General features: G+C 71.1%; 18 protein-coding genes. 6 read left to right on the forward strand and 12 right to left on the reverse strand.

Going from position 1 to position 24,791, the window contains the following annotated elements:
• Nucleotides 1-77: 77 nt before the first annotated feature.
• The 3 genes from G4D85_RS02795 (at nt 78) to G4D85_RS02805 (ending at nt 3,643) form a co-directional block, all read left to right on the forward strand.
• Nucleotides 78-1,442 carry a sigma 54-interacting transcriptional regulator gene (locus tag G4D85_RS02795; RefSeq protein WP_164007593.1) on the forward strand — a complete coding sequence of 455 codons (1,365 nt, stop codon included), beginning with the start codon at nt 78-80 and terminating at the stop codon, nt 1,440-1,442.
• A 200-nt stretch (nt 1,443-1,642) separates the two neighbouring features.
• Nucleotides 1,643-2,287, forward strand: coding sequence for a DUF3332 domain-containing protein (locus G4D85_RS02800; protein WP_164007595.1), 645 nt, complete (start codon nt 1,643-1,645; stop codon nt 2,285-2,287).
• 294 nt (nt 2,288-2,581) lie between these two features.
• Nucleotides 2,582-3,643: a PrsW family intramembrane metalloprotease gene (locus G4D85_RS02805; RefSeq protein ID WP_164007597.1), complete on the forward strand. Its 1,062-nt coding sequence runs from the start codon at nt 2,582-2,584 to the stop codon at nt 3,641-3,643.
• Between the two features lie 9 nt (nt 3,644-3,652).
• Here G4D85_RS02805 and G4D85_RS02810 read toward each other — a convergent pair whose 3' ends face one another.
• Together G4D85_RS02810 and G4D85_RS02815 are read right to left on the reverse strand one after the other, a co-directional pair.
• Nucleotides 3,653-4,210 (reverse strand): hypothetical protein, encoded by a 558-nt coding sequence (locus tag G4D85_RS02810; protein WP_164007599.1) that lies wholly within the window; start codon nt 4,208-4,210, stop codon nt 3,653-3,655.
• Nucleotides 4,207-5,547, reverse strand: coding sequence for a hypothetical protein (locus tag G4D85_RS02815; RefSeq protein ID WP_164007601.1), 1,341 nt, complete (start codon nt 5,545-5,547; stop codon nt 4,207-4,209). Before G4D85_RS02815 ends, G4D85_RS02810 begins: the two co-directional genes overlap by 4 nt.
• A gap of 132 nt (nt 5,548-5,679) precedes the next feature.
• Here G4D85_RS02815 and G4D85_RS02820 point away from each other — a divergent pair, with 132 nt between their 5' ends.
• Both G4D85_RS02820 and G4D85_RS02825 read left to right on the forward strand, forming a co-directional pair.
• The gene (locus tag G4D85_RS02820) at nt 5,680-6,333 is read left to right on the forward strand and encodes a gluconate 2-dehydrogenase subunit 3 family protein (protein WP_164007603.1); all 654 of its coding nucleotides are present in this window, start codon (nt 5,680-5,682) and stop codon (nt 6,331-6,333) included.
• A complete protein-coding gene (locus tag G4D85_RS02825) occupies nt 6,330-7,982 on the forward strand; it encodes a GMC family oxidoreductase (RefSeq protein WP_164007605.1) in 1,653 nt (550 codons plus the stop codon). The genes G4D85_RS02820 and G4D85_RS02825 overlap by 4 nt, the downstream gene beginning before the upstream one ends.
• 8 nt (nt 7,983-7,990) lie before the next feature.
• Here G4D85_RS02825 and G4D85_RS02830 read toward each other — a convergent pair whose 3' ends face one another.
• Entirely contained in the window at nt 7,991-8,497 is a 507-nt protein-coding gene (locus G4D85_RS02830; RefSeq protein WP_240359038.1) for a hypothetical protein, read from the reverse strand.
• 32 nt (nt 8,498-8,529) lie between these two features.
• Here G4D85_RS02830 and G4D85_RS02835 point away from each other — a divergent pair, with 32 nt between their 5' ends.
• Nucleotides 8,530-8,961: a hypothetical protein gene (locus G4D85_RS02835; RefSeq protein ID WP_164007607.1), complete on the forward strand. Its 432-nt coding sequence runs from the start codon at nt 8,530-8,532 to the stop codon at nt 8,959-8,961.
• A 62-nt stretch (nt 8,962-9,023) separates the two neighbouring features.
• Here G4D85_RS02835 and G4D85_RS02840 read toward each other — a convergent pair whose 3' ends face one another.
• The 9 genes from G4D85_RS02840 to G4D85_RS02880 form a co-directional block, all read right to left on the reverse strand.
• Nucleotides 9,024-11,405 carry a hypothetical protein gene (locus tag G4D85_RS02840; protein ID WP_205525391.1) on the reverse strand — a complete coding sequence of 794 codons (2,382 nt, stop codon included), beginning with the start codon at nt 11,403-11,405 and terminating at the stop codon, nt 9,024-9,026.
• Between the two features lie 11 nt (nt 11,406-11,416).
• Entirely contained in the window at nt 11,417-13,159 is a 1,743-nt protein-coding gene (locus G4D85_RS02845; RefSeq protein ID WP_164007611.1) for a VWA domain-containing protein, read from the reverse strand.
• The gene (gene mtsD, locus G4D85_RS02850; protein WP_164007613.1) at nt 13,156-15,141 is read right to left on the reverse strand and encodes a cell-cell cohesion protein MtsD; all 1,986 of its coding nucleotides are present in this window, start codon (nt 15,139-15,141) and stop codon (nt 13,156-13,158) included. Before mtsD ends, G4D85_RS02845 begins: the two co-directional genes overlap by 4 nt.
• A gap of 34 nt (nt 15,142-15,175) precedes the next feature.
• Nucleotides 15,176-16,501, reverse strand: coding sequence for a cell-cell cohesion MYXO-CTERM protein MtsC (mtsC, locus tag G4D85_RS02855; protein ID WP_164007615.1), 1,326 nt, complete (start codon nt 16,499-16,501; stop codon nt 15,176-15,178).
• A gap of 170 nt (nt 16,502-16,671) precedes the next feature.
• Nucleotides 16,672-18,321 (reverse strand): calcium-binding protein, encoded by a 1,650-nt coding sequence (locus tag G4D85_RS02860; RefSeq protein ID WP_164007617.1) that lies wholly within the window; start codon nt 18,319-18,321, stop codon nt 16,672-16,674.
• A 177-nt stretch (nt 18,322-18,498) separates the two neighbouring features.
• Nucleotides 18,499-20,193: a C25 family cysteine peptidase gene (locus tag G4D85_RS02865; RefSeq protein ID WP_164007619.1), complete on the reverse strand. Its 1,695-nt coding sequence runs from the start codon at nt 20,191-20,193 to the stop codon at nt 18,499-18,501.
• Between the two features lie 44 nt (nt 20,194-20,237).
• Nucleotides 20,238-20,999, reverse strand: a complete 762-nt coding sequence (locus tag G4D85_RS02870) for a hypothetical protein (protein WP_164007621.1) — start codon at nt 20,997-20,999, stop codon at nt 20,238-20,240.
• Between the two features lie 79 nt (nt 21,000-21,078).
• On the reverse strand, nt 21,079-24,090 hold the full coding sequence (locus G4D85_RS02875) for a CHAT domain-containing protein (RefSeq protein WP_164007623.1): 3,012 nt from the start codon (nt 24,088-24,090) through the stop codon (nt 21,079-21,081).
• Nucleotides 24,091-24,095: 5 nt separating this feature from the next.
• Nucleotides 24,096-24,629: an RNA polymerase sigma factor gene (locus G4D85_RS02880; protein WP_164007625.1), complete on the reverse strand. Its 534-nt coding sequence runs from the start codon at nt 24,627-24,629 to the stop codon at nt 24,096-24,098.
• Nucleotides 24,630-24,791: the final 162 nt, after the last annotated feature.

Here is a 24,791-nt window from a genome sequence, read left to right on the forward strand (position 1 = left end):
CTGCCCGCTGGGCGGAGACAGTGCGGACTACAGGAAGTCACCACGCGTCCCGAAGCCGTCTACAATCCCCGCCAGTCATGCCTGCCCTACCGCCATCCCCCATTCCCACACACACCGTCGTCGGCGCACGGGCGCAAGGGGAGCGGCTGTCCGCTCAGCACTTCCACCTCGTGCTCCTCGACACCGAGCGCGCCGGCACCGTCTTCCCCCTGGCCAACGAGGCGCTCAGCGTCGGCAAGGCCTCGGACAACGACGTCGTCATCGACCACCCCACCGTCAGCCGCAACCACCTGGTGGTGCGCCGCCAGGGCGACCGCTTCCTCGTGCAGGACCTGGGCTCCACCAACGGCACCTTCCTCGACGGCGCCCAGGTGCGCGAGGCGTACCTCCGCCCGGGCGCACTCCTGGAAGTCGGCGACGTGCGCCTGCGCTTCAGCCCGCAGGTGTCCCCCGTCCAGGTGGAGCCCACCGTCGAGGACCGCCTCGGCGATTTGGTCGGCCGCAGCGTGCCCATGCGGCAGATATTCGCCCTGCTCCAGCGCATCGCCCCCACCGACTCCACCGTGCTGCTGGTGGGCGAGACGGGCTCCGGCAAGGGCGCCGCCGCCAAGGCCATCCACAAGCTCAGCCCCCGCTCCCCCGGGCCGCTCGTCGTCTTCGACTGCGCCAGCGTGTCCGACTCCCTCATCGAGAGCGAGCTGTTCGGCCACGAGAAGGGCGCCTTCACCGGCGCGGTGGGCCAGCGCATCGGCTGCCTGGAGCGCGCCAACGGCGGCACCCTCTTCCTCGACGAAATCGACGACCTGGCCCTGGACCTCCAGCCCAAGCTGCTGCGCGCGATTGAGGACCGCGAGTTCCGCCGGCTCGGCTCGTCCTCGCCCATCTCCTTCGACGCGCGCATCGTCGTCGCCAGCAAGAAGGACTTGTGGTCCGAGACGCAGGCGGGCCGCTTCCGCGAGGACCTCTACTTCCGCCTCTCCGTCTTCACCTTCAGCCTGCCCCCCCTGAGAGACCGCAAGGAGGACATCCCCCTGCTGGTGGACACCTTCGCCGGCGAGGGGCTGTGGACGCGGCTGCCGGAGAAGATTCGCGAGCAGTTCACCGGGCACACCTGGCCGGGCAACGTGCGCGAGCTGCGCAATGCGCTCGAGCGCGCCCGGCACATGGTGGACATCCCCGAGCTGGCCGGGGACACGCTGCTGCGCGAGTTCACCCGCGAGGCCCCCGCCGCCGCCGGGGACTCCCTCCCCGTGGAGTTCACCGGCCCGTTCAAGGTCTGCAAGGACGAGCTGATTCGCGCCTTCGAGCGTGAGTACCTCACCCGGCTGCTGGGCCGCGCCCGGGGCAACATCGCCCGCGCCGCCCGCGAGGCCGAGCTGGACCGCAAGCACCTCTACTCGCTGCTGCACAAGTACGGGCTGGTGCAGAGCGAGGGGGACTGACGGCGCGGCACCGGCCTGGCCCACGTGTCAGGGCCGGGCTCCGAGGACTTCGCGGCGCGTGGGTTGCGCGCCGCGGGAGCACGGGGCGGAAAAGTGCCGGGCAGCGGACTCAGGCGTGAAAAAGCCGTGACACGGAGTGCACGCTTGGCATGGTGGCGCCGCACTCCCAGTCACCTCATCCCCCTTGAGGAGGGTTCACGATGAAGCGTCCGTCCCCCTGGCTCGCCGTGCTGTGCGCGGGTTTCTTCTCCACCCACGCCACCGGCTGCTTCGGTCAGTTCAAGCTCACGCAAGGCATCTGGAACTTCAACAAGAACGTCTCCGGCAACAAGTTCGTGCAGTGGCTGATGTTCCTCGTGCTGACCATCATCCCCGTCTACGGGCTCGGCGCGCTCATCGACGCGCTCGTCATCAACAGCATCGAGTTCTGGACCGGCAGCAACCCCGTGGGCAGCGTCGACGGCCAGGACGACGGCACCCGCATCGTCAAGCTCAGCCCCACCGACACGCTGCGCCTGTCCAGGGACGCGGAGACCGGCGTGATGCGGCTGCAGCTGGACCGCGCGGGCCAGGAGTCCATGGTGCGCTACTTCGAGCCGCTGGAGAACGGCATGGTCGTCCGTGACGAGGCCGGCGCCCTGCTCATCCAGGCCCAGGAGGCGGCGGACGGCGCCGTGGCCGTGACGGACGCGGCCGGCACCACCATGACGGTCCACGCCGCCGAGGCCCTCGCCGTCGCCCGCCGCGTGTACGAAGAGGGTGGCGCCGCGGCGCTCGCGCAGCACGCGAGGGCGCAGACGGACATGTCTCGCGGCCTGGCGCTCGGCGCCTGCGTGGCCCCGTAGCCGCCCAGGGGGCGTGCTGTTCGGAAATGTCGGGACATTTCGCGACGCAAAACCCCCGACATTTCCGAACAGCACGCCTCCGACTCCTCCCGGGGGCAGGACTCCTCCGTCCCTTGCTCCCAGCTTCCCCGTAACGCCGGGCCAGCCCCGCCCCGGTCTTCAAACAGCACCGCGTCGGTGATTGCGGAGCGTGGTTTCCTCCGCGCCCCGCCCCAGGTCTTCAAACAGCACCGCGTCAGCAGTGGCCGGGCGTGGTTTCCTCCGGGCCCCGCCCCCCTGCTACCGTGCCGCGCCATGTCGGCGTTGGTGCTCGGTGGTTCAGCGGTCGTCCCGTCCCTGTTGCTGTTCTGGTACGTCTACGCGAGGGACCAGCGGCCGGAGCCACATGGCCTGCTGCTCCGCACGTTCCTGCTCGGCGTGGCCACCTGCGCCCCCGTGCTGCCCGTGGCCCTGGCGCTCCAGGCGCTCGGTGAGCCGCTCGCCGTGGGCGTCTGGGGCTCCGCGCTGGTGCGGGCCTTCCTCGGCGCCGCCATCCCCGAGGAGGTGTTCAAGTTCCTCGTCCTGTACCTCTACGTCTGGCGCAAGCCCGCCTTCGACGAGCCGCTGGACGGCGTGGTGTATGGCGTCACGGCCTCGCTGGGCTTCGCCACGCTGGAGAACATCCTCTACGTGAGCGAGCACGGGCTGGGCGTGGCGATTCTGCGCGCCATCACCGCCGTGCCGGGCCATGCCTTCACCGGCGTCATCATGGGCGCCTTCGTCGGCCGCGCGAAGCTCGCCGAGGAGTCGTCGCAGCGCTTCGGCCTGCTCGCCGCGGGGCTCGCCTGGGCCACCCTGCTGCACGGCGCCTATGACACCTTCCTGATGACGAACACGAACTTCGCCGTGCTCGCGTTCGGCGTGCTCCTCATCGAGGTGCAGTGGGGCCGCAAGCTCTACCGCACCCTCCAGTCCGAGCAGCTCGCGCACATGGCCGCGCTCGGCCCCATGTCCGGAGAGCTCATCGTCGAGCAGACCCCCCTGGTCATGAATGGCCCGAGCGTCCCCGTGGCCACGGCGAGCGCCGTCATGCGGAGTACCGGACCGCAGGAGGCGCCCTGGCTGCTCGAGAACCTCCGGGAGCCCCGGCGCTCGGCGGGTGCGTGGCTGAAGCTCGTCATCGGTGGCCTGGGCCTGACGGCGGGGAGCCTGTGGCTGCTCGCACTCGCCGCCGCCATGTTCCAGTACGAATTCAAGGAGGCAACGGACTACGTCGCCTGTGCCCTGCTGGGCGGCATCTCGCTGGCCGCCGCCGGCGGCTTCCTGTGGCTGTTCCGCTCGGGACTGCGAGAACCGGAGGTCCTCCCCGAGCGGTAGCCCCACACCTCACGGAGGAGGGACGCCCGCGTCCAGCATCTCCCCCGGCTCGGGGCCGAAGCGCGCATCCACGGCCGTGGCCTTGAAGGTGCCCTCCAGGCTGCGGCCGGCGCCGTAGCCGTCCCCCTTCTGGAAGGACATGGAGAAGTCCCCGCGCGTCGTCTCGCCCGGGTTGCCACCCTCGTCCAGTTGGAGGTCGCCGTTCTCCACCGGAGCGAAGACCCGCGAGGGCTCGCCCGCGTTGAGGTGCACCACGGTGGCGCGCGCCAGCCCCGAGGGCGTCATCCCCGAGAGGTCCACCTTCGAGCCGGGCCGCAGCTCCAGCCCCTCGGTGGCCACGGTGAGCCGCACCACCAGGTCCACGTCCAGCTCGTTGTTCCGGTAGTAGCTCACCTGGAGCGCCTCGGCGTTGCGGAGCACCTCCACGCGGGAGACGTCCCCCAGCGGGAAGAGCTCCGACACGCTGCCGGACAGCTCGTTGTCCGACAGCCCGCACGCCGTCAGCCCCGCGCCGCACGCCAGGGCCGCGAGCGCCCATGCCACCAGTGCCCGCGTCGCCCGACTCATTGCTCCACCGCGAGCTTCAGGGTGCCGCTGTCCGGCGCCACCACCGGGGCCCGGTACATGATGACGCGCTTGCCGTTGGACAGGTACGCCAGCTTGGGAGACCAGCCGCCGCCCGCGTCCACCAGTTGCTCGCGCCAGATGCCGGAGATGCGCGTGGACACCACCAGCTCGTCGTCACCCGGGTTGCAGCTGGTGTCGTTGCGGCCGGACTCCAGCGCGCAGACGTAGAAGGCGATGGACGGCTCGTGGTTCACCGGGTCGAACGCCAGCGACGGGTACCAGCCGCCGGTGCCGATGTTGTACACGGGGTCCGGCGAGGACCAGTCGCTGGCCGCGGTGCACTTCGTCGCCGAGCTCTCGTCGCATTCAATGTACGTGAGCTTGTCGCCAACCTTGTCCACCACGGCGATGCCGAAGCCCGCCGTCGCGTCATACGCCACCGAGGCGCCGAGCTGCGTGTTGCTCACCGCCTGCACGCGCACCGCCGCGGACCAGGTGGAGCCATCCGTGTTGCGCCGCTGGAAGATGACGTCCGTGCCGCTGGCCATCGCGCCCTCGACGGCCTTGTCGTGGACCAACGCAGGCTGGTTACCCGCCATGATGAGGGAGATGTGCGCACCCCAGCCCAGCTTGTCATTCCCGCCCGGCGTCAACATGCGCGCCTGCCATGCCGTGGGGCCGCCCACGGCCAGCTCCAGGTCGCTCGGGCCCCAGTCCTGGTTGGGGAATTGCCCCTGGTGCCCGTCGCGATAGGCAACGAGGGCCTGATTGCCGGAGAAGACAATGGAGGGGTTGAGGCCCACGAGGAAGCCGCTGTCACTGACCGGGTTGCCTCCAGGCGCCTGGTTGGAGCGCGTCACGGCGATGCGCTGCGTCCACGTGCCGTTGGCGCTCCGGTACGCCACCGCCAGGTCGCTCTGCCACCAGAACGTCGAGTCGTCACTGCCACCGCCCAGGTACGTCAACGCCGGCTGCCCGTCCGGGCCGAAGGCCAGGGACACGCCGTACACGCGCTGCACCTTGGCCACCGTCTCCGCCGCACCCAGCGTGCCGGCGTTGAACTCGCGGTAGCGCAGCTCGAAGTCGAAGGCGTCGTTCGTCTTGGTGGTCAGCTTGACGAAGTACGCCATGCCGATGCGGTCCTGCGGCCCCACCGCCATGGCGATGGAGGAAATCAGGTGGAACTCGCTCGGGTCCGAGTCCACCACCAGCCGGGTGAAGCGCGATTGAGAGTTGGGGTCACCCGCATCGGGGTTGCCCGCGTCGGGGTTGCCTGGGTTGTCCTTGCCGCATCCCAGCGCTAGCGCCATTCCCAGTGCCCAGGCGTGCCGTCTCATGTGCTTCTCCTTGCGTGTTGTCGGCTCTGTACGACGTCTCGCCATCCTACGTCAGCGGGCCGTCGAGGGGAGCAGCCGAGCGGGTTTCATCTTCACGGCGGCGCGCGCCACGCTGGGTTAGGCTCGCACCCCATGCCACGCGCGAGCTCCCCCCGGCGCCGCCTGTCCCGGCGCTCCTTCATCCAGCGGCTGTCCTTCCTTGGCGGAGGCGTGGTGCTGCTCGGCCCCGCCTGCAAGCGCTCCGAGGAGAAGGCCAAGGCGCCGCCCGTGGACCCGGGCCCCCTGGGCACCACGGCCAGCGGCCAGGCGCTGCACACCTTCTCAACCTTCGAGTACGCCGTGGTGGCCGCCGCCGCCGAGCGCATCCTCCCCCGGGACGAGGACCCGGGCGCCGTGGACGCGGACGTGCCCGTCTACATCGACCGCATCCTCCAGACACCGGAGCTGGAGCCCGTGCGAGACGACTTCCTCAGCGGCGTGGCCGCGCTGGAGCGCCGCGCGCAGAGCATGTTCCAGAAGGGCTTCTCCGCCCTCACCGCCGAGCAGCAGGACGAGCTGCTCACCCTCTTCAAGGACAGCCCGCCCCGCAGCGGCGAGGCGCACTTCTTCGAGCTGCTCACCGTCATGACGCTGGAGGGCTACCTCGGGGACCCGTCCTATGGCGGCAACAAGGGCAAGGTGGGCTGGCGGCTGATGGGGTTCGACACCGTGGGCACCGTGGCCATGGCGCCCCCGGAAGGCCATGACGGGCCGAAGTGCCTGCGCGAGTGTGGGGTCCACAAGTGAGCCTGCCCGAGGTGGACGTCTGCATCATCGGCAGCGGCGCGGGCGGCGCGCCCATGGCGCTGGAGCTGGGCCGCGCGGGCTTCAAGGTGGTGGTGCTGGAGAAGGGCCGGCACTACCGCCCCCAGGACTTCGTCCACGACGAAATCCTGAACAGCCGCCGGAACTTCTTCATGCCGCTGCCGTGGGAGGAGCCGCACCTGGTGCGCCAGGGCGCGAAGGGCCGCTACGAGCGCTCCACCGCGGCGTGGACGGCCAACTGCGTGGGCGGCGGCACCGTGCACATGAGCGGCTTCTTCTACCGGCTCAAGCCGGTGGACTTCCGGCTGCGCTCCACGCTGGGCGCGGTGGCCGGCAGCACGGTGGCGGACTGGCCCATCTCCTACGAGGAGCTGGCGCCCTTCTACGACAAGGCCGAGGCCGAGCTGGGCGTGTCAGGCCAGGCCGTGCCCCACCCCTTCGCGGAGCCGCGCTCGGGGCCCTACCCGCTGCCCCCGCTGGACGTGCACCCGGTGGCGGGGGAAATCGACAAGGCCTGCACGGCCATGGGCTGGCACTCGCTGCCCACCGCGCGCGGCATCCTCAGCAAGCCCTACCGCGGGCGCTCGCCGTGCTCGTACTGCGCGCTGTGCGGCAGCTACGGCTGCGAGACGGGCGCCAAGAGCGGGACGAATGCCAGCCTCATCCCCGCCGCGCTGGCCACCGGCAACGTGCAGCTGCGCCCCGGCTGCATGGCGCGCACCGTGGAGGTGGACAAGCAGGGACGCGCGCGGAGCGTCATCTACCTGGACGCGGACGGCGTGACGCGTGAGCAGCCGGCGAAGGTGGTGGTGGTGTCCTGCACCGCGGTGGAGAGCGCGCGGCTCTTGCTCAACTCCACCTCCAGCCGCTTCCCGCGCGGGCTGGCCAACGGCAGCGGGCTGGTGGGGAAGAACCTCATCTTCAGCTCCTTCGGCGAGTCGCAGGCCACCTTCCGCGTGACGAAGCAGGCCGCCGCGCGCCCGTGGCTGAAGGACCCGGCGCCCTTCGTCAACCGCAGCCTCCAGGACTTCTACCTGATGCCCGACGCCCGCTACGGCTTCCGCAAGGGCGGCACGCTGGGCTTCATGTGGACGCACCCCAACCCCATCCACGCGGCCGTGGGGCTGGCCGGCACCGGAAAGGGCGCCCTCTTCGGCAAGGCGCTCAAGGACAAGATGCGGGAGTACCGCGACTCGCGCATCCTCCAGTTCGAAGTCTACGCGGAGTTCCTCCCCACGCCCGGCACCTACGTGTCCGTGGAGGACGGGGTGAAGGACAAGTTCGGCATCCCCGTGGCCGCAATCACGGTGGAGCGCCACCCCATGGACCTGGCCGCCACGCGCTTCCTGGTGGAGCGCGGCGAGGAAGTCCTGCTGCGGTTGGACCCGGACGACGTGAAGCGCGGGAGCACCTCGGGCGAGACGACCATCCTCCAGCACGGCACCTGCCGCTTCGGCAGCGACGCGGCGGCGTCCGTGCTGGACAAGCACTGCCGCGCCCACGAGGTGCCCAACCTCTACGTGGTGGACGGCAGCTTCATGCCCACCGGCGGCAGCGTGCCCTCCACGCTCACCATTGCGGCCAACAGCTTCCGCGTGGCGAATCACCTGGTGCGCGCGCTGAAGGGCTGACGGGCGCGCTACCGGTTGCGCAGGGGCGACACGTCCACCTTCACGATGTAGCGCGCCTGCATGTCGGACTCGAACTCGATGAGGTGGTCTCCCACGCCGGTGAGGTCCGCCTCGCGGGAGAACTCGCCGAACTTCTCCATGGTGTCGAGCACCGCGCGCCCGTCCGAGGCCTCGCGCGTGCGGGCCCGGCAGCCCTCTTCATGGAAGAGGACCACCGTCTCCTCGCCCGCCGACGTCACGTCCTCCAGGTAGAAGCGCACCTTCACGGTGGCGGCCTCCGGCACCTGGACGATGAACTGCCCGCGACCAGGGAAGCGGCCCTCCGAGTAGCTCTCCGTGCCGAGGATGCAGCCAGCCACGCGGCTGCATACGGGCCAGGACGCATCACACGTGTCCTTCACACGCGGGCCGATGAAGTCCTCGCGCGAGTCCCCACATGCTCCCAGGAACACCGCGAAGAACAGCCCCGCGGCCACCTGGGCCTTGCGCTGAAACACTGTTACAAACGACGTCATTCTCTGACCCTCAATCCGAGGAGTGGACGTTCATGCGACTGCGTACCCGGTGGCTCCCCATCATCTTCTTCGCCCTGGCCGGCTGTGGGAATGAGGCCGAGATTCCCACGACGCCCCAGCTCTTCACGGACCGCGACGAGATGGCCTTCAACCGCGAGTTCAACAGCGGCACCTTCGTCGGACAGGTGGGCTACAACTCGCTCGTCCTGGAGAACCGCGGCGAGGGCACGCTGCAAATCACCGACATCACCCTGTCCGCCCCGTCGCAGTTCAAGGTGGTGCTGCCGGAGGGCTTCACCCCCGGCACCCCGCTCGCGCTGGAGACGTACAAGCGGGCCTTCATCACGGTGGAGTTCCGGCCCACGGACGACGTGGAGTACACGGGCACGCTGACCATCAAGTCCAACGCGGCCAACACGCCGGAGAAGGTCATCGGCCTCAACGGCCTGGGCGTCCAGCCCTGAGTCCTGGCCGGAGTCCGGCGTGACAGGCGGGAGCCGAAGCTCCCGCCCTACCGCCACCGCGCTCATGGCTGGCGGGTGAAGACGCAGCCGCCGGCCCAGCCGAGGGGTGTCACGCCCCCGTCCGGAAGCGTCGTGCCGCCGTCCTGCACCGGCGCCGGGCAGGCCGCGCTGGCCCCGCCGTCCAGCGCGTAGCTCTGGGGATAGGCGCCGTAGCCGGTGCGCAGCGTGTAGTTGACGCGCTCGTAGTCGAGCCGCTCGGCCGCCGACACGTCCACCCGCATGGTGCCGCCACGGATGAAGCGCCGCTCCAGGCAGCCGCAGGCGTACGGCGCCAGGGTGACGACGGTGGAGTTCGGGCGCTCCTCCAGCGTGTACTGCGGCTGCAGGCTGCTCACCGAGGCGCTGCTCGGCGTGTGCCAGGCGCGCAGCGCGTCCGAGCGGTAGCCCAGCGTCAGCGAGCCGTTGCGGCTGCCCGTCGTCACCGGCGCGCAGATGCCCGCGCCGGCATCGGGCGAGTCGCCGTCGCAGAAGGTGAGGTCCAGCGCCAGGCCGTGCGGCGTGCCACCGTCCGCCAGCTTCTCCACCTCCCACTGCACCAGCCACGCGCGGTCCTCGGGGGCCGCCACGGAGGGCAGCTGGAACTGGTACGAGTCCACGTCCGAGGGCACCGCGTCGTAGTCCGCCGGGCCGCGCACGCCCAGGCCGTTGACGCGGTCATTGCCGCTGCGCAGCCGGCCGAAGCCGTGCGACAGCTGGCCGCTCACGGAGAACTCGGCGGTGTCCGGGGGCGCGGGATACGCGGTGGTGGACGCCAGGGTGCGGGCCACCGGCACCTCGGCCGCGCCGGGGTTGCGCGCCAGCTCGTCCGCGTCCTCCGCCTGCCAGTCCACCTCCAGCCGGTAGTCGCGGTCATCCGCCCAGTTGGTGCCGTCGTCCTGGACGAAGAAGTAGTACGTGACGGCGGCGGCGTGCGCGGGCACGGGGAGTTGGCCACGGAGGTTGCTCAGGTTGGCGAAGCGCGAGTTGGCCGTCACCTCCTCGCGGTACGAGTGCGTGCACATGGGCGCCGGCAGGTCCGTGCGGGTGCAGTAGCCCTCCACCAGCTGGCGCGCGTCCGGGTTCTCCCCGAAGCCCTTGGGGCAGGCGGTGACGTCGCTGAGGCAGGAGGTGCGCCACTCGTTGAGGTTGGCGCCCTTGGACACCAGCGTGACGACCTGCACCAGCCGGTCCGGCGTGCCCGGCAGCGGCGGGAAGCGTCCGCCCGTGCCCAGGGGCACCACGCGGTAGCGCAGCACCGTGGGCACGGTGGAGGCAGGCAGCCGCACCGAGTACCAGTCCCGGTCCGCCTTGTAGCCCAGGCGGCCGGTGATGGACGTCGTGGCGCCCGCGCTGCCGGGCGCGGAGCCCTCGAAGCTGCGGGCCGTGGCCCCCTGGATGGTGTCATTGGTCGGGGCCGTGCGGTCCTGGGGGTCCTCCTCGTCCATGACGCGCACCTCGACCTCGTAGCGCTGGCGCAGGTCGCCCTGGGCCGTGTCCTTGTCGTCGGTGCCGCGGTAGCCCTTCACCACCAGCGTCCACGTGCCCGTCTGCTGCACCTTGCGCGCCGTGGCCAGCTCGCCGCCGCGCACCTGGGGAGGCACCTGGCCCTCGTCCTCCTTCTCCGCGAAGCCCGGGCGGCGCAGCTCGTAGGCCAGGCGCCAGTTGGGGACGAACTCCTGGTTGGGCGCGACGAGGCGCACGTACGCCACCTTCCCCGCCGTGAGGGCGAAGGTGTAGTGGTCCACGTCGTTGTCCGTGGCGAGGTAGCCCGTGGCGGTGCCCACCAACTGCCCCGCCTCGGAGGCCAGCGTCACCGGGGTGGCCGCCGTCGGCACGTCGTTGGGCTCGTGCGTGTCCGGGTTGGTGGCAATCTGCATGGTCAGCCGGTACCGGCTCTTCGCGTCGTAGTTGGGCCGCGAAACCACGTCCGGCGAGTCCTGCACCAGCACCAGCAGCGTCTTGCTCTTCAGGTCCTCGCGCAGCGGCAGCACCATGTCCACCGGCCGGGGCGCGCCCTGGCCGTGCTTGTCCTCCTTCTTCACCAGGGCCGAGTCGCTGCCGCTGGCGAGGGGCTCCAGCACGGTGACGGACAGATTCACCGCGGTGCTGGCGGCCAGGTAGGCGCCGTTGACGTTGAGCAGCGTGCGCGCGCTGGTGTCGGCGGGCAGGACGATGCGGTACCAGTCCTGGTCCCCCGCCTTCACCTCGCCCGCCTGCGCGAGGAAGCGCTCCAGCGGCTCGCCGGGCTTCAGCTCGCACTCGGCCAGCGTCAGCGCCTCCTCGCGGGTGTTGCAGAGGTCCTCCACCGGGTTGGTGCCCGCGTCCGTCTCCTCGTCCTCACCTCCGGACGAGCAGGCGACGAGGGCGAGCAGCGCGAGCGGCAGCAGTCGGACTTGGGTGGGCATGGCTTGGGTTCTCAAGGCGTCTGGGGCACGTCGACGCGGCCGGGGCAGCCGTCGACGAACATCTCGGGCTCCACGCGGATGATGCCGTCGGCGGGCGATTTGATGCCGCCCACCGGGTAGCGCACGGTGTCCACGCGGAAGGTGCGGACCTGCGTGCGCGCGGTGGGGTCGTCCGCGGGCACCATGGCCACGGACAGGGACAAGTCGTTGAAGCCGGCTCCGCGCTGCACCACGCCCGCGTCGTCCGCGTCCGCCTGGGTGGGCGCCAGCAGGACGTTGTCCACGCGCAGGCGGTAGCACTGGCGGCCGTCCGCATCCGGGGCGCCGTCCGCCTCGAAGGAGTAGCGGTAGCCGTCCACCGACAGGTTCGCGGTGTCCACCTCCAGCGGGCGCGTGTGCAGGCGCAACTCGGCGCGGCTCGTCAGCCCGTCGCTGTCCGGGTCCTCGTCCAAATCGTCACTGGCGCCCTGGGTGCCGCCGCGCCACTCCACGCCGTCCGGCACGCCGTCGCGGTCGCTGTCGGCGAGGTTGGCGTTGGTGCCGATGAACTGCTCGTCGCAGTCCAGCAGCCGGTCGCAGTCCGAGTCCTCCGCGCGCAGCGCCGGGGGGCAGCCCTTGTCCAGCCCGCCGCCGTCCGGCAGCGGAATCTGCGTGGGGTTGAAGTCCACGCCGCGCTCGCGGAAGTACACCTCCACGCCGTCGCTGAAGCCGTCCGTGTCGGTGTCCACGAGGTTGGGGTCCGTGCCCACCTCGGCCTCGCGCGCATCGGTGAGGCCGTCCCCGTCCGTGTCCGCCTCGTCCGGCGGGCTGCCCGGGGGCGCGGAGAAGTTGCTGGCGATGACCTCCTTCACGATGAAGGAGCGGCGCACCTGGCCGAAGGTGAAGTCCAGGAAGTTGATGGGCTCGTTGTTGCGGAAGTCGCGGAAGTTGCCGCCGCCCCGGTTGGCCATCTGCTCCAGCCGATCCGCGTTCTGATTGATGATGAGCAGCGGGCAGCCGCCGTCCCCGGCGATGTCGCACCCGCCCACCGGCTGCGTGGGGTTGAAGACGTGCACGGTGTTGACGCGCACGTCCTCCACCAGGTCCCGCAGCTGGCGGATGCGCACCACCGCGTCACCCTGGATGAGCTCGTCGTCCTGGTCGTTGGTGGGCTTGCCGTCCGACAGGAAGATGACGGAATAGCGCGCCTGCGCCAGCGCCTGGGCGCCTCCCGGCTCCAGCCGGCTGCGGGCGATGTCCGTGTTGATGAGCGAGTAGATGTCCGACAGCGGCTTGACGAAGTCCGTCGAGTCCCGGTTCGGAGAGTTGTCCGGGTTGCGGAAGGTGAGCAGCTGCTCGGTGAGCTGGCGGCGCGTGGCGTCGTCCATGGTGGAGACCTGGACGAAGCCGTCCTCCGGCGGATTCCCCGGCGCCTGGGTGAGGAAGGCCGTGGTGCTGCCGGCGAAGAGCACCACCGCGATATAGACTTCGGGGTCCCTCGGCAGGTTCTCAATCAGCTGCACCAGCGCGTTGGCGCGCGTGCCGTCCGGGTCGCTCACGCGCATGGACTGCGAGGCGTCCATGGCGACGACGAGCTTGATGGGGCGCACCACCTCGTTGCTGCCCACGGTGCAGAAGCGGCCCTCGAAGGCCACGGCCCGGTCCACCGGGACTTCCGCGTCGCGGCGCGGGTCATAGAGGTACGAGTCCGTGCAGGCCACCACCACCACGAGCGCGGCCAGGGCGCACGCCAACGCGCGTCCGGCGCCGCTCACGGGTTGCCCCCCTGCGCGCCCGAGGGCGGCGTTCCCACGCAGTCGTTCTGGTTGTTCCACGGGTTGCTCAGCTGGTCGGGCCGGCGGAAGTCCGCATCCGTCAGGGACAGCTCGGGGCCGGCGGGGACGCGCACGCTGGGCGGCGCGTACTGGGCCCAGGCGCAGGAGGCGCGCCACACGCCGTAGTCGGTGGACACGCCGCTTTCCGGCGCCTCCGCGAACCACACCTTGTAGAGGTTGTGTCCCTGCTTCGCGCCCGCGCGGTCCGGCGGGGTGACGAGCTGCAGGTTGGACACGGTGAAGTCGTAGCAGATGCTGCCGTCCGGGCGGACCTCGGCGATGCGCGTCTCGTACTGGTAGCCGTAGCGCTCGTAGAAGGCGCGGTCCCTGCGGGTGGGGTCCGTGCCCGAGCGCAGCTCCACGTCGTCCGGCAGCCCGTCCCCGTCCGTGTCCAGGCCCGCCACGCTGGGCTCCAGCGGGTCCAAGCCCCAGCGCGCCTCCATCCGGTCCGGGGCGCCGTCGCCGTCGCTGTCCACGATTCCGGTGCGCGTGCGCAGGTAGTCCTCGGCGAACTGCGACAGGCCGTCACCGTCCGTGTCGCGGCACACGCAGTTGCGCGTGAGCGGGGACGCCGGGTCGCATCCGCGCGCGTCCAGGTCATTGCTCGCCTGGAAGCCCTGGTCCTCGCGGCGGGCCTCGAAGCCGTCTTCCAGGCAGTCGCCGTCGCTGTCGGCGAGGAAGGTGTTGGTCTTCAGCGTGAAGGAGTTGTCCAGCGAGTCCGGCACGCCGTCGCCGTCGCTGTCCAGCACCCGCGCCTCTTCACCCGGGGCGGAGCTGAGCGACTCGACCACCAGCGACTTCATCACGTTGCGCGAGGCGAAGGACGAGTAGTCCAGCGCGCCCAGGCCCAGGTTGGAGATTTCCCCCGTGTCGTTGAACTCCTGGTAGACGCCGTTGCCCATCTCCGCGAAGCGACGCAGCAGCCACGCGGCAATCTTCTTCGCGGCCTCCGGGTAGCGGGCCTGCTCGACGCCGGGGTAGATGCCGTAGATTTCCTGGCAGATGGGGCCGCAGGCGCGCACCGCCTCCTGGTTGAAGAGCAGCACCGTGTGCATGCGCACGTCGCCCACGTTGTACTGGTCCTTCAGCTCCATCAGCCGGCGCACGTAGCTGAACAGCTGGTAGTTCTGGTTGCGGTCCGTGCCCACCTCGAAGCCATCAATGACATCCGTGGTGTTGGTGGCGTTGCAGAAGTCGACGAGGGAGTCCGCCCACGTCAGGTCCGGGCTGTCCGGGTTGGCGTAGACGCTGAGGTTGTCGGTGGCGGAGCAGCGCGGGTACGGGGTGCCGTCGGTGAGGAAGACGACGACGTACCGGGTGCGCGGCAGCAGCTCCGGGTTGGACTGGGCCACCGCGTTGATGTCGCTGGCGATGACGCTGTACGCGTACGACAGCGCGCCCTGGTAGTCGGTGCCCTTGCCGAGCTGGCTCTGCAGGCCCTCGATGTAGGTGTCGATGTTGTTGTCGGGCCGTGCGAAGCGGCTGCCCACGGTGGTGGGCGGCCAGACGTTGCGCACGTTGGTCTCGAAGGGGGCGACGGACAGCTGCACGTTGCCGCCCTGGGCGTTGACCTGGCGGAACTGCGCCACCAGTCGCTTGAGGGCGCGCACGCGGGCGGGCTCGGTGACGCCCGGAGGGATGATGGCCTGCACCTCCGCGCGCTGGCAGAAGCCGCTGTCCAGCTGCGAGCCGGGCGGGTCGGAGATGCACATGCTGCCCGACTCGTCGATGACGACGACCACCTTCACCGGGAAGCCGGAGGGGTTGGGCGGGCGCGTACACACCCGCCCCTGAAGCGTCAGCCGGTCATCGAGCTGGGTCTTCGCCTCCGCCCGGGGTTCGAGCAGCGAGTCGGTACAGGAAAGCAGGCCGGTGGCCAGGAGGCCCGCCGCGAGAAGCGGGAAACGAACGAGGCGGCGCATACGAATGAGACCTCCTGGCATGAGGGCTGCGATGTTACTGCTGGCGGCGACGACGACGCATCAGCACGCTGAGCAGGGCGGCGCCCAGCGCGGTCGCGCTGAAGCCCGCGGGAACCGAGCTGCAGGCGGGGCCGTCGCCCGAGCCCTTGCCCACCCGGACGATGACGCTGGAGGTGGAGACGCGCTGGTCAGGGAAGACGCGGTCGGCGAAGGCCAGACGCGCCGTCACCTGCAGCTCGTACTCACCCTCCTCGTCGGGGGTGAAGAAGGGAACGCTGCCGTCGACGTAGGTGTACTGCCAGTCGCGGCTCAGCGTCACCGCGCCCTGCGGGTTCTCCACCACCGCGTTGGAGCCCTCGGGGCGCTTCACCACCGTCCACTTGTACTCCATGGCCGCGCCGTTGCGGTTGGCGAAGAGCGGCGGGCGCATCGGCTCGCCCGTCTTCTCGGTGGTCAGGAAGCCGCCACCGCTGACGGTGAAGGGCGCCTTGGGGTCCAGGCAGTCGTCCGGACGGGCCTGGTCCAGCACGAGGCAGTAGCGCGTGTCGCAGGCGTCACCGACGGCGTCGCGGTCGTCATCGAGCTGCTCGCGGTTGGGGACGGCCGGGCAGTTGTCCTGCGCGTTGAGGACGCTGTCGTCGTCGATGTCCGCGTCGCACGCGTCACCCTGGTTGTCCGCGTCCGCGTCCGCCTGGTCCGGGTTGGCCAGGCCGGGGCAGTTGTCGCCGTTGTCGGAGATGTTGTCGCCGTCCGCGTCCACGCGGCACTGGCTGCCGTCCGTCGGCATCACCTGGCTGGGGTTGGACAGGCGCGGGCAGTTGTCCTGGCCGTCGCTGATGCCGTCGTTGTCGTCGTCCAAATCACAGACGTCGCCGGCACCGTCGGTGTCCAGGTCGCTCTGGTCCTTGTTGGGCACCAGCGCGCAGTTGTCGGCCGCGTTGGCGACGGTGTCGTTGTCCTGGTCCGCGTCGCAGTCGTCGCCGCGGCCGTCACCGTCCGCGTCGCGCTGCTGGAAGTTGGAGAGCGTGGAGCAGTTGTCGCACGCGTTGCCCACCGCGTCGCCGTCGTCGTCCGTCTGGTCGCGGTTGGAGACGAAGGGGCAGTTGTCGCGGTCATCCGCGCGGCCGTCGCCGTCCGCGTCGTCGGTGTAGGACAGCGTGTCGCCATCGTCCGTGTAGTTCACCCAGACGGAGCCGCCACCACAGCCACAACCACCACCACCCACCTCCTGGGGCGCGCCGCAGCTGTTACCCAGGCACTCCGGGTTGTCAGGGTTGTTGTTGGACTGCGCCTGCGCCTCGGGACTCAGGAAGAGGAAGGCCCCGAGGGTGAAGGCAGAAGCGAAACGAGCGATTGTCATGGTGACTCCTTTCAGCCAGTGCTCCTTAGCAAGGAGCGATCCGTACCCGACACTTGAGTGAAACCCAGGAGATTCAAGATGTTGGACACAGGCTGGGGGGACACGGGCGGGGGGGTGTGGGGGGCACTCCCCATTGAGAGCGAGGGGTTCACCCCACACCCCGGGGTGGATCAGGTTCCGAGGATGAAGGCGTCGGGCTCGAGGGAGATGGTGCCCGCCGGGGTGCGCCCGTCCTTGTCGCTGTACTCGACGGGCTGGATGAAGAGCGAGCCGATGCCGGCGCCGCGCGGGTCATTGTCCCGGCCCGCCTGGAGGTAGATGTACACCTCGTTGGTGCCGGCGGGGATGACCTCGCCCGGGATGAAGGGGTGGGGCCGGGCGCGGGTGGGCAGCACGGTGATGTTCTCCGCGCGGGCGGCGTAGCAGGTGCGGCCGTCGGGCGTGGCCTCGGACTCGACCAGGTTGTAGCCGTAGCCGCGCTCGCGGTGGAAGTCGAGGTCGGCGCTGAGCGGGTCGCCATGCGCCTCCACCTCGGCGACGTTGGTGATGCCGTCGCGGTCCGAGTCGAGCAGGTCCTCGGGGACGAGCGGGTTCGTCATGGACAGCGTCTCCACCAGGTCCGGCACCGCGTCCCCGTCCGTGTCGCCGATGCACGGGTCGGTGCCCAGCACGCGCTCCTCGCAGGTGTTGAGCCGGTCGCCGTCCTCGTCCAGGGACAGGTTGCAGCCGTTGATGACGTCCGGAACGAGCGGGTCCAGGCCCATGCGGACCTCCAGGCCGTCCATCAGCCCGTCCTGGTCCGAGTCCAGCACGAGCGCGTCCGTGCCGAGCACGTCCTCGTCCACGTCCGGCAGGCCGTCCCCGTCGCTGTCGGCGAGCGCCTGGCCGGCGCGCACCACCACGTTGCGGTTGAAGGCGATGAAGCGCTTGAGCTTGAGGGTGTTCGTCCGCGCGGCGTACTGGATGCCGGTGAGGGCGCCGGGCAGGCCCGCGAAGTCCACTTCAATGGGCTCGGTGCCACCGGCGCTGGCGATGGCGGCCACCACCTGGCGGGTGAGCGGGTCCGGCGTGGTGCCGCGCACGTAGATGGGCTGCACCACCACCTCGCCGGCGCCGAACTGCTGGGCCAACGCCTTGATTTCACCGGTGACGGCCGTCAGCTCACAGCTCGCGCAGGCCGTGTCGCAGGCATCGCGCCCCGGGGTGCCGATGGCGCCGCAGCTCGCCGCCTGCGCCAGGGCGAGGCAGCGCGAGTCGAGCCCCACGCCGAAGTCGGCGTTGTCGCGCGCCCGGGCGCAGGTCCTGTCTCCACTGCGGATCACCACCACCACCATGTAGCGCGTGCGGGCCACCTCGCCGCGGCAGGACGTCTGCATGTCGCCGGACAGCAGCGTCTTGGAGAGCCGCAGGGCCGAGCGCACGCTCACCGGCCCCGACTCCTGGTACGTCGCGTAGCGCGGCAGCGTGGCCTGGAAGTCCGACGCGTCGGAGAAGCCGCCCAACAGGCCGGTGGCCACCGTGTGGTAGGCCACGAGCCCGAACTGGACGAAGGGGCCGGAGAAGCGGCTCGTCAGCGTGGCCAGGCCGTCCGTGGCGTAGCCCACCATCTCCGCCTCGACGCCGTCCCCGCCTTCAATCGCGAAGAGCACCTTGGTGGGGAACGCGTCACCGCCCGCCAGGGGCACACAGACGTTGCCGGCGAAGCTGGCGCGGTCCTTCCCATCCGGGCCGCGCCCGCCCAGGGCATACAGGCCCGCGTCGGAGCACGACAGCAACAGCACGGGAACGAGGAGCCAGGCAGACCGTGAGAGGGCGCGCATCAGTCGGATTGTACACCTTAGCCCCCCAAGTGGACGCAAGTGACTCCGGCACAGGTCGCGGATTCAGGGGGAGAGTGGCACAGCGGGGGCCGAGATTTCGGCCCGCCGTGGAACCGGCCCGTCAGGCTGGTTGCTCTCCTGGCCCCGCGGTGCATGGACCTCAAGGTGCGCGTGCGCTCACCCCTGTCCCGAGAGGTGACGGGCCAGGGCCGCGAGGCCGGCGGCGCGGTAGAGCGCCTCCCACCGTCGCAGTTCCGTGACGGAGACGCCGTGCGCGTCGGCGAGTACCCCGGCGTCCTGCTGCCCGGAGAGCAGCGCGAGGACGACCGCCTCCAGCGCCTCGGGGCCGTGCGCGGGCGCTTCCAGGGAGGGCATCCGGAACTGGTCTCTCAGGACGCTGGACGCCAGCCGGTTGAAGTCGGCGGGGGCCGGCGCCGGGGCCACGGCGCGCGCGGGCTCGCGAGGGGAGGCCAGCGGCAGCCGGACGGCGGGGTCGCCCAGGAGGAGGTAGTTGGCGAGGTCCTGGCGGAGAATCCAGAGCCGGGCCCGCTCCAGCAGGTCGATGGAGGAGGGCAGCCCGCCCGCGCGCTCCTGCTCCTCCTGGTTGTAGAGCGACGCCAGCTCGCTGCTCGTCTCGTTGAGCACCTGTGTCAGCGTGTGCAGCGCGACGCCCGCGCGGCTTCCCCGGGCCAGCTCCTTGAGCAGCTCGATGAAGCGCGACGGCGTGCCCTGGCCCCTGTCACTGAAGCTGTGGGACCAGGCGAGGTCCACGTGGCCCAGCACCGCCAGCGGCCCGTCGGGGTTGGCCAGCGCGGCCCGGGCCGGCGCGGCGATGAAGGGCGTCTCGCCCTCCCGGGGCAGCGCCTCCAGGCCCCGGCGCGCGTTCGGGTCGGTGGAGGGCAGCTTGCGCAGCCAGTGCGCGTAGCTGCTGCGCGACGGCGTGCCCGCGCTGAAGCACGCGAAGCTGAACCAGACGCCGCCCGGGACGAAGGGCCGCGACGCCAGCGCGTCGGCGGAGAGGAAGCGTCCGTCCGGCAGCTTCAGCTCGCCCTGGTGCGCGAGGCGCTCCCCGGGCCCGGCCCAGCCGCTCGGCGGCCGTCCCCGGCCATGGCTGAGGGTGAAGAGCACGCCCGCCCCGACATCCGAGGCGCGGGCCAGGAGCGACTCCTGCGTGCCGCCCAGCTCGTGGATGTCCGCGCGGGGGAAGTCGGCATCCTCCTGGCGCTGACGGCAGGCCGCCATGCTCGGGGTGATGAGCGCCCGGTAGCCGGTCTCCGTCGCGGAGGTGCCGTCCCGCGAGGTGTAGAAGAGCAGGCGCGCCCGCGACTCGCGCGCGGGCTCTCGCTCCCAGCGCAGCACCTTGGCGACATAGGCCTCGTAGTCCGCGTCCGCGGCGAAGGCCAGCCGGCCCACGTAGGCGTCCGTGGACAGCTCGGCCTGCAGCTCCAGCGGCAGCTCGTGCAGGTCTCCCAGCAGCAGCAGGTAGCGCGGCCGGTCCTTCTCGGGGGTGCGCTCGTCCCGGTAGACCTCGCGCTTCCAGCCCCGGGCATACGCGCTGTCCATCACCGGGCGGACCCGGTAGACGGCCACGGGCGCGCCGCCCTGCGCCTCCTGCCGCCAGCGCCGCAGCGGCTCGACGAGCCCGAGGAGCCTGTCTCCCCGGGGACCGCTTGGCGCCACCAGCCCCCACCGCTGGCGGCGCAAGTCATTCGGGTCTCCCGTCGCGTCCCACAGCGCGTCGGGCTCGTCGAGCGGCGCGGGCCGAGGAGCACTCCGGAGGCACTCCAGGGGAAGCCCGTAGCGAGGCACGGCCGCCTCGTCGTCATCGGCGAGCAGCAACTCGACGGTCCTCGGGCGTCCCCTGTCCTGCACGGCCCTTCCCTTCTCCAATGACCTTCGGCTTGCGGCCTCCGGCGTCAGGAGGCCCGCGCGGCGACCTGCGCGCTCGTGTGGGTGAGGATTTCGCACGTGCCCGCAGCGCAGGCGCAGGCCGAGAACAGCGCGCCGGCGTGCTGGTCGACGTACGCCTGGAGGAACGGCAGCGGCGGCGCGTCGCGCAGCTCCAGGCTGGCCCCGGCCAGCTTCATCCGCTCGCTGAAGCCGCCGAGGTGGTCGCTCACACGGCCCCGGGCCACGAAGACGAACCGGTCCGGCGCGCCGCACACGCCGAACGCGACGAAGTCATCCTCGCCCGACGCCGGGATGACGATGACGCGCCGGCTGGGCGTCACCTCCGCGGGCCAGGAGAAGCTCGCGGTGGAGAGCGGCTCCGGCGGGGTCTCCAGCAGGCCCGCGCCGCCCGTCTGCGCGCCACCACCCAGGGCGACGAAGCCCTGCACGGGCGGATTCTTGGGCCCCTCCGTCTCCTGGCTCTCGTAGGGGTCATCGGACGTGTACCGCTTCACGAGGTGCCAGGGCAGCGGCGGCCGCGCGTACAGCTCCACCCGGGCCCCGTCCCGCTCCAGGGTGGCGAGGAACGCGCCCAGGTGCGCGCCCACCCTGCCCCGCGCCACGAAGAGTACCGTGTCGCCGGGGCCCACCACGCCGAAGGCCACGAACCGGGTGGCGTCGGGCAGCGGCATCAGGAAGGTGCGGCGCGAGGCCGCTCCGGCCCCGGTCCAGAAGTCCACATCGTCAGAGAACTCCAGGTTGTAGACGGCCGGCTCCTGTTGGCTCATGACTCCCTCCCTTGGTGGGTAGCGGTGGAATTGCTCTACCCACTGGAGAAACGCCGCCACCCGGAATTCTTACGCGCCTTCATTCAAACAGCAGGACGCTGTCGAGCCAGGGCGCGCCGCGCTGCTGCTCCAGCCACCGCATGCGCTCGTCGCGCAGCGCGAGGGCCGGCGGTGCCCCGGAGCGGATGCGCTCGCGGACCGCGTTGAAGAAGGCCGCGGCCTCCAGGTCGGGAATCTCCACCGTCGCCGCGAGCACCCCGCGCGCGCCCGCTTCGATGAAGGAGGCGGGAAGGCTGAAGGGCGAGTCGAGCGTGTAGGCCGTGTGCGCGGCGTGGCAGGCGGCCAGCACCACGAAGGGAGCCCCCCGCAGCGTCGCGGAGCGCACCCGCGAGACGCTCAGCTCCGGGTCCTCCTGGCCCGGTGCCAGCAGCAGGTAGGACGAGCTGGAGGAGCCGTCGACGATGCCATGCGCCACCAGGTCGACTTCCGTCGCGTCCTGCATGGCGGCGAGGACGCGCGAAGGCGTGGCCTCCGGCCCCGTCAGCGTTTCGCGCTGCTCGTCAGGGCCGAAGCCGGGCGTCCACGCGTTGAGGCGCTGGAGGGGGCTGCCGGGTGGCAGCTCCACGTCCGAGACGACGAGGTGTCTGGCGGGCCCGAGGCGCGGCGGAGCGGGCGGCGTGGTGCGCGTCAGGTAGCTCCACGCCAGGTCCGAGGGCAGCAGCCCGGCCCGGCCATGGAGCGGAGGCCGCGCGAGCACCTCCACGCGGGAGCACGCACGCAGCGCCGTCAGCAGATTCTCCGGCACCAGCCCGTCCAGCCGCCGGGGCAGCGGGTGCCGCCGGGACTCGTCGAAGTGGCCCAGCAGCTCGCCAGAGGGGCTCAGCGCCAGGAGCAGGGTCCGCTCGGAGTCCGCGGTGACGGCCAGCAGGCACTGGCCCGGCAACCTGACACGCAGCATGCTCGAAGCTCGCATCACTGCGTTGTTGGGCGTCGGCTTCTGGTACCGGGACGGCGGCCCCAGGTTCCGCTCCTTCGCGAACAGCTCCAGCGCCGTCACGAAGTCCCCGCGCCGGCCCGCCTCATGGAGCAGCGAGGTGTAGCTGTAGGCCCGCGCCCGCCTCGCCGCCGCGTCGTCCTGGACGCCCACGGCCTCCGCCTCTTCGATGGCGCGCCAGAGCATCGCGCGCCCCCGCTCCGTGTCCTGCTCGATGAGGAACCGGCCCATGATGTGCGTGGCGACCGCGCGCCCGCCCGCGCTGAGCATGGGCTGGGCCGTCTCCAGCGCCCGACTCAGGTGCGCCTCGTCACCGGGCGCGCGCTTGAGACGGGAGATGTCCGCCAGGAAGCTCGCGCCGCTGAACGAGAGCGGAAGTCCCGTGGCCAGCGCGGCGTCGATTTCCCGCCGGGCCTCGTCCACCCACAGCTCCTGGATGGCCATGCTCGCGAGGTCCTGATGGGCCCGGCGCTCGTCGTCCGGGTCTCCCCTCCCGCGCTCCAGGTACTCCCCGAGGTAGGCGCGCGTCAGGGAGCCGTTGTTCACCACGCGGGAAATCTGGGCGAGGTTCCACAGCAGGTCCTGCTCCAGCGACCACTCATTGCTCGCGCCGGCCTCCTTCCAGCCGGCCTCGGCATGGGGGAGCGCGGCGTCCATCATGTTGCGCTGGATATAGAGGTTGGACAGCTCCCGCTGGAGGAAGAGGCAGCGGTACTCCAGGCCTTCCGCCGGGCAGCCCGCGAGCGCGTCGAGCAGCGTCCGCAGGGCCTGCTTCCATTCTCCGGCGGAGGCCTGGACTCTCGCGCGCTCCTGCGCCGCGAAGAGCTGGAACCAGGTGTCCCCCGTGGCCAGGGCCTTCGCCGTGTAGAGGTCCAGGTTGTCGGTGTTGATCCCCGCCTTGAAGAGCGCGCCCAGGAAGATGTCGTCCTCTCGGGACTGGAGCAGCGCCTCCAGGAAGCGCTCCTGTTCCGTCCGCGCGGGCGCCTGCCGACCCTGGGCCGCGTAGTCCCGGGCGAGCGGGGCGCGCCGGGAGAAGTCCGCCTCCGCGACGCGGCGCACATAGCGCTCCAGCACGGAGCCCCCCGCGCGAGCGTCCAGCTCCCGGGCGAGGGGCAGCAACTCCAGCACACGCTCGCGGTTCGGCGCGGCCCGGATGGCGTCGTAGAAGAAGAGGCGGGCAATGGGCAGCTGCTCGAAGCCCTGGGGGAGGATGGCCGGTGGCGCCTCGAGCAGGGCCATGCCCGCCTTGTACGCCGTCCGCCACCGTGCCCCGCGCTCGCGCGTGGCGCGCTGGAGGTCCTCCGCCTTGCGCGCCGCCTCCTCGGCCCAGCCGGGCTCGCGGAGGGCGGCGACCTCGCTGAAGGACCGCGCCGCCATCAGCGGCAGGCCCAGTTGGCGCAGCACCAGTCCCCGGTTCCACAGGGCCTGCGCATGGCGCGGGTGCTCGCGCAGCACCGCGTCCAGCAGTTGGAGTGACTCCTGGGGCCTGCCCTTGAGCATCAGCGCCACCGCGCGGTCATTGTCCTGCTCCGGGGAGCGCTCCTTCAGCTCACCCAGCTTCTGGAGCGCCCGGGCCGCCAGCCCCGCGTCATTGCGCACGAGGTAGGCCGCCGCCAGCCCGTGGAGGTCCTTCTCGCGCTCCAGCCAGGCGAGCGCCTCCAGCGGCAGGTCCTCGGGCACGCTGTCGGCGCTCATCAGCTTCGCGGCGGGAGGGCGGTAGACGTCGGCGCCCGGGTAGCCGACGCGTGCCTCCAGTTGGCGATGCGAGCTCTTCCGCATCCACGGGTCCTGCGGCGGAGTGGAGGACAGCACCTGAGGCCCCCCCACCAGCACCAGCAGCGACGCGGCGAGGGCGGACACCGCCACGCCGAAGGAGCGCCGCCGGAACAGCGGAATGGGGGCGGACGGTAATGACGCCGGCGCCTGTCGCTCGGCGTTCTCCACCTGGCGTCGCGCCAGGAACTTGAGCTGGACCAGCTCCGTCATCTCGCGCTGGCAGCGCGCGCAGTCCGGGAGGTGCTCGCGGAAGGACTCGGCCTCATCGGGACCAAGCTCTCCATCCACGAACGGGCCGACTGTGTCGCAAAGGGTGGCCATGTCGATTACTCCCGCTTCAACAGCTTCAAAAGGAACTCACGCACCCGGGCGCGCGCGTCGAAGATGCGCTTGGAGACGGTGCCTATGGTGGTGTCGAGCTCGTCGGCGATCTCCCGGTACTTCAGCCCCTTCGCATGCAGCTCGAAGGTGGCGCGCAGCTTGGGGCTCAGCGACTGGGTGGCCTGGGCCAGCTGCTCGTCCGTCACGGACTCGAACAGCGGAGGCGTCTCGGGGTCGGCGGGGTCCATGACCTCGTTCGTCTGCTGGGGGTCTTCCGCGTGCCGGGCCCTCACGCGCCGCCGACGGCACTGGTCGAAGAAGCGGCGGGTGAGGATGGTGAGCAGCAGCAGCACACAGCCGCGCTCGTCGGTGGGGGCGCCCGGCTTGTCCGCGCTCTGGACGAACCTCAGCAGGGTGTCCTGCACCAGGTCGTCCGCGTCGGCCGCGTTGCGGCAGTACTTGTTGGCCTCGGCGACAAGCAGTCCCCTGTTCCGGGCAACGACGTCCCGGACCCAGTGCTCGTGGCGTTCCCTGTCCATTGGCTGTGACTGCCCCCCGCTTCGTCCCGCGTCGCGCTCGCGGGCCCGGACGGGCAGCTTTATGACACGGGCGCTCCGTACCGGGGAGGAGTCCCCCCCGACAGGTCGCCCTCCCCTGGAAGGGGACTCCCAGGGTCGTTCCACACCCGGCGACACGAAGCC

Origin of the sequence: Pyxidicoccus trucidator (genome assembly GCF_010894435.1) — a bacterium.
GTDB lineage: Bacteria > Myxococcota > Myxococcia > Myxococcales > Myxococcaceae > Myxococcus > Myxococcus trucidator.